This window comes from Inquilinus sp. (assembly GCF_057815775.1).
This window is the reverse complement of record NZ_JBYRFX010000763.1, coordinates 1-4,601: the sequence shown is the minus strand read 5'-3', so window position 1 is coordinate 4,601 and position 4,601 is coordinate 1. Positions and strand designations below refer to the sequence as shown.

The 4,601-nt window shown below is 71.0% G+C and carries 5 protein-coding genes; 1 reads left to right on the top strand and 4 read right to left on the bottom strand.

Translation table 11 applies throughout. From position 1 onward, the window contains the following. Positions 1-278: 278 nt before the first annotated feature. The gene (locus AC3XYG_RS26850; protein ID WP_489142938.1) at positions 279-629 is read right to left on the bottom strand and encodes a hypothetical protein; all 351 of its coding nucleotides are present in this window, start codon (positions 627-629) and stop codon (positions 279-281) included. Here AC3XYG_RS26850 and AC3XYG_RS26845 point away from each other — a divergent pair. Further along, entirely contained in the window at positions 628-1,983 is a 1,356-nt protein-coding gene (locus AC3XYG_RS26845; protein ID WP_489142937.1) for a peptidoglycan DD-metalloendopeptidase family protein, read from the top strand. The genes AC3XYG_RS26850 and AC3XYG_RS26845 overlap by 2 nt on opposite strands. Here the strand turns inward: AC3XYG_RS26845 and AC3XYG_RS26840 are convergent. The 3 genes from AC3XYG_RS26840 to AC3XYG_RS26830 all read right to left on the bottom strand — a co-directional run. Further along, positions 1,980-2,756 (bottom strand): VOC family protein, encoded by a 777-nt coding sequence (locus AC3XYG_RS26840; protein ID WP_489142936.1) that lies wholly within the window; start codon positions 2,754-2,756, stop codon positions 1,980-1,982. The genes AC3XYG_RS26845 and AC3XYG_RS26840 overlap by 4 nt on opposite strands. After that, the gene (locus AC3XYG_RS26835; protein WP_489142935.1) at positions 2,756-3,316 is read right to left on the bottom strand and encodes a DUF924 family protein; all 561 of its coding nucleotides are present in this window, start codon (positions 3,314-3,316) and stop codon (positions 2,756-2,758) included. The genes AC3XYG_RS26840 and AC3XYG_RS26835 overlap by 1 nt, the downstream gene beginning before the upstream one ends. Next, positions 3,313-4,601 (bottom strand): acyl-CoA dehydrogenase family protein (locus AC3XYG_RS26830; protein ID WP_489142934.1); only part of this gene is annotated, 1,289 nt, incomplete at its 5' end. The genes AC3XYG_RS26830 and AC3XYG_RS26835, both read right to left, overlap by 4 nt.

Genomic DNA, 4,601 nt, shown 5'->3' with positions numbered 1-4,601 from the left:
CCAAACCGCCGGCCGCGTATCCCTTCTCCACTCTCATCCAACTTGTCCAAGATCCGTCGGCTCTTCACTCGATTTCTCAAGCTCCAGAGCCGCATCCGCCCGCCGCGCCTTCCCTTCCAGGTAGGCCCGCCAGGGCAGAGGCAACGATGTAATCTCTCCGACTTCTAAGTGCAACCAGATTTTCATCCGGCCCCACCGTCTCGTCACCGCCGCTTCGCTTTCGCTCGCCGCCGTGTCGCCGTCGGTGAAGCGGTTTATAGGGGGGTCACTTACCCCTGTCAAACGCTTTGTGACGAAAATTCTTCAAACAGCGTTTTCTCCCCGCGAGGCGCTTTCCCGCGCAAGGCAAACAGCTTCAGCCGTCCTGCTGGATCGGGCGCTTCGGCCGGATTCAGCCCCGATAATCTAGGGATATACGCGTGCGCGCGCAAGGCCACCACCGGCGGTGGCCTTTTCCGGCCGGCATCGATCGCCCCGGACTCGGATGGCCGGATCGGTTGACCTGCGGCGGCCGGTTCCCGCATGGTCGGCCCCTTCGATCCGGGCCCGTCGATGCCGAATGCGCAGCGTGCCCCATCCTTGCCCCTGATGGAGACCGGCCCATTGCGAATCGTGCCGATCGGATTCATGTCATTCGTCGCCCTGGCCGGCCTTGGCACCGGTATCGCCTGGCTCATCCCGGGCTCCCCACCCGACGCCGACGCGGCCGCCGAATCGGCCTCCGAATCGTCTGCGGCATCGGCCCCGCCCCGCTCCGAGCTGGCCGACGGGATCGCCTATCGCGCGTTGCGCCCTGTCCCGGAGACGATTCCCGGCTGGATGCTGTCGGGTGTCAGCGACGGGCTGCAGCAGCCCCGTGGCCGCAACGGCCCGGAGCGCCGGGTGCTGGAGGTAGCCGAGGGCGACACGCTGGGCGGCATGCTGACCGATGCCGGCGTCGACGAGGCCGATGCCCATGCCGCGGTCTCCGCCCTTGGTGATCTCTACGATCCGAAGCGGCTGCAGATCGGCCAGCCGGTCACCCTGACCTTCGACCGCCGCGGCCATGACCGGGTATTGCGGGCGGTGACGCTGATGCCGGAGGTCGACCGCACCGTCACCGCCCGGCGCGCGCCCGATGGCGGCTTTCGCAGCAGCGAGGCCGAAAGGCCATTGGAAACTCGAGCGATCGGCATCCAGGGCGAGATCGAATCGAGCCTGTATGCCGATGCGACCGCGGCCGGCGTTCCCGACGCGGCGGTGCTGTCGCTGCTGAAGACCTGGGCCTATTCGGTCGATTTCCAGCGTGACCTGCAGCCGGGCGACCGATTCGCCGTGCTGTTCAGCCAGGATCACAACCCGGATGGCAGCGTGGCCCGGCTCGGCCCTGTCGAGATGGCGCGGCTCGACCTCGGCGACAGGACGCTGACCATGTACCGGTTCGAGAGCCGCGACGGCACGGTCGACTATTACGACCGGGACGGCACCAGCGTGCAGCGCCTGCTGCTGCGCACCCCGATCGACGGAGCCCGGCTGACCTCGCGATTCGGCGCCCGGCGCCACCCGATCCTCGGCTACACCCGGATGCATCGCGGCGTCGATTTCGGCGCCGCCCGCGGCACGCCGATCTATGCCGCCGGCGACGGCACGGTCGAGATCATCGGCACCCAGCGCGGTTATGGCCGCTACATCCGGCTGCGGCACAGCGGCAAGCTGTCGACCGCCTATGCCCATATGAGCCGCTTCGCCAAGCTGGCGAAGGGCGAGCGGGTGCGCCAGGGCGAGGTGATCGGCTATGTCGGCGCCACCGGCCAGGCCACCGGGCCCCACCTGCACTACGAGGTGCTGGTCAGCGGCGCCCAGGTCAATCCGCTGAGCGTCGACCTGCCGACCGGCAACACGCTGGATGGTCGCGACCGCACCGACTTCAAGCGTCGGATCGAGGAGATCGACCGCCGCTTCCAGCAGCTGGCCGAGCAGGCGCCCGCCGCCGCTGACGGCTAGGCGGCTTCGGCGAATCGCAGGGCGATGCCGGTGCCCGGCAAAGGCGGCACCACCAATTCGCCCTGCTGCCTGACATGGGCGACATGGCCCGCGACCAGACTGGCGGCACAGGCCTCCAGATCCCGGGTGGCGATGTGCAGCACGGGATCACTGCCGAAACGCAGGGTGAAGCCCTCGCCGATCAGCACCGAATCGCCGTCGAGTTGCGCGCCGTCCAGCGCAGCCCAGGCTATGGCGGCCGATTCGGGAAGCGGCCCGGCCAGGTCGAGGCCGAGAATCCGGGTGGCGCCATTGGCGTGGCGCTCCCATTCCGGCCGGCGCAGCAGCTCGGGCGTCCGGTGCTCGCAGGCGAAGAGCGGCAGGCCGAAGGCATCGCGCCGGGCGGGGTGAGCCAGCCGGAAGGCGGGCTGCACCGTGCCCTCGGGGCCGTCGAGCAGCCGGGCAAGATCGCGTGGCGGCTCCGCCCCCACCCCGGCGGCGGCAAAGGCGACTGCCGCCGAATCGGCCGCTCCGGTCGCCAGGGCGATGCCGAGCAGCCCTTCGCCATGCCGGGCCAGCCGCTCGCCCAGGCCGTTGTCGAACTGCGCCGGGTCGAGCACGCCGAGCAGTTCGACGTAATCCGACCCGAGCATGACGCAGTGATTGGCGGTGCCCCAGCCGATATGCCGGCCCTGCGGCGTCACGGTAAAGCCGAGCCGGCCCCAGGTGTCGCGCGCGAAATCCAGCGCCGCCACGGCCAGGATCACGTGGTCGAGCCCGGTGATCGCAGACATCAGAAGCCCCCGTGTTCGGCCAGATGCGCCTCTTCGTCCGGCGTGCCGGCGCGGCCGAGAATCGCGTTGCGATGCGGGAAGCGCCCGAATCGCTCGATCACGGCGAGATGCCGCCGGGCGTAGTCGACATATTCTGGATTGCTGAGCCCGGCCGCCGACAATTCGACACTGCGCTGCTGGTCGGCCAGATCCTCGCTGTGCTCGAACGGCAGGTAGAGGAACAGCCGATGCCCCTCCCCCAGCGTCGGGTCGCGGTCGAAGCCCTGGTTGACCGCCGCCCGGGCGACGGCCAGGGCCCTGGCATCGGTGGCGAAGGCGCGCGGCGTGCCGCGGAACAGATTGCGCGGCACCTGGTCGAGCAGGATGCACAGCGCCGTGGCGCCGAGCGGCGTGCCGGCCCAATCGTCATGGGCCCCGGCAGCCGCCGCCTCATGCAGGGTCAGGAACCGGGCCCGGATCTCGGCATCGAAGCCGGCATCGCCGGCGAACCAGCGCTGCGGTCCGGCCTGATCGAACCAGAAGGCCAGCAGGTCGCTGGCGGCAACGGACAGCAACGTCATACCGGGCACACTCCGTAACCGATGGCGTCGTCGAACACGGCGTGCAGCGGATCCGCCGCCAGATCCGGCCCGGCCGCGGCCCCGAATCGGCCGGCGAATCGGGCGGCCATCAGCGCCTTGCGCCGGTCGCCTGCGGCGAGGTCCGCCGTCGCCTCCTCCAGCATCAGCGCCGCGGCCAGCAGCTCGGCCGCCGGATGCATCAGCTTGCGGGCCAGCCGCGGCCCTTCCTCCGGCCGGGCGCGCAGATGGGCGAAGCCGGCGCGGCACGAGTCGAGCACCGGCCGCAGCCGGGCGACGGTGGTGGACAAGGGCCCTGGCGCGCTGTCGAGAATGCCGCCGACCCGGTCGAGGAACGCCTGGTCGCCCGGCAACTTGCCGATGGCGGCGCGCAGGAACTCCAGCGCCTGGACATTGGCCGGCCCCTCCCACACCGCGGTGACCAGGGCGTCGCGATACAGCCGCGCGGTCGGCCATTCCTCGGTGTAGCCATTGCCGCCGACGATCTCGACCGCCTGGGCCGCCGCCGCGGTCGCCTGCGCCGCGGTCCAGTACTTGGCCAAAGCGACGGCGGTGCGGCGCCAGCCATCGACCGCGGGATCCTCGCCCGGCGCCTCGAACGCCACCGCGGCTTCGAAGGCCAGGGCGGCCGATGCCTCCTGCACCGCGGCAAGGTCGAGCAGCGCGTCGCGCATCATCGGCGTGCCGCGCAGCAGGGTGCCGCCGACCCGGCGATGGCTGGTCCAGGCGAGGGGTTCGAGGAAGGCGCGGCGCTGCAGCCCGGCGGCGCTGAAGGCGTTGTGCACCCTGCTGTATTCCAGCGCCTCCAGCATCGCCTTCAGCCCGTGCGGCGGCGGCGCCACCTCCAGCGCCCAGGCGCCGTCGAGCACGGTTTCGCCGGTGGCCAAGCCGCGGGTGCCGATCTTGTCCTTCAGCCGGCGGACCTGCAGCCGGTTCGGCGTGCCGTCGGGCAGGGTCGAGGGCACGAGGTAGCAGCCCAGGCCGCGCGCCCCGTCCGGCGCGCCACGCGGCCGGGCGGTCGCCAAAGCCACCCCGGCGCCGGCGTTGCTGGTGAACCATTTGAGGCCGGTGAGCCGCCAGGCCGATCCATCCGGCTCCGCCATCGTGGTGGTGGCGCCGACATCGGTGCCGCCATGCAGTTCGGTCGCCCAGGTGCCGCCGGTCAGGGCCAGCCCATCCATCCGCGCCAGCTGGGGCAGCCAGTCGGCGCGCACCGCATCCGGCGCCAAACGGTCGAGTACCCAGGCGACGGCGCCGGTCAGGGTCA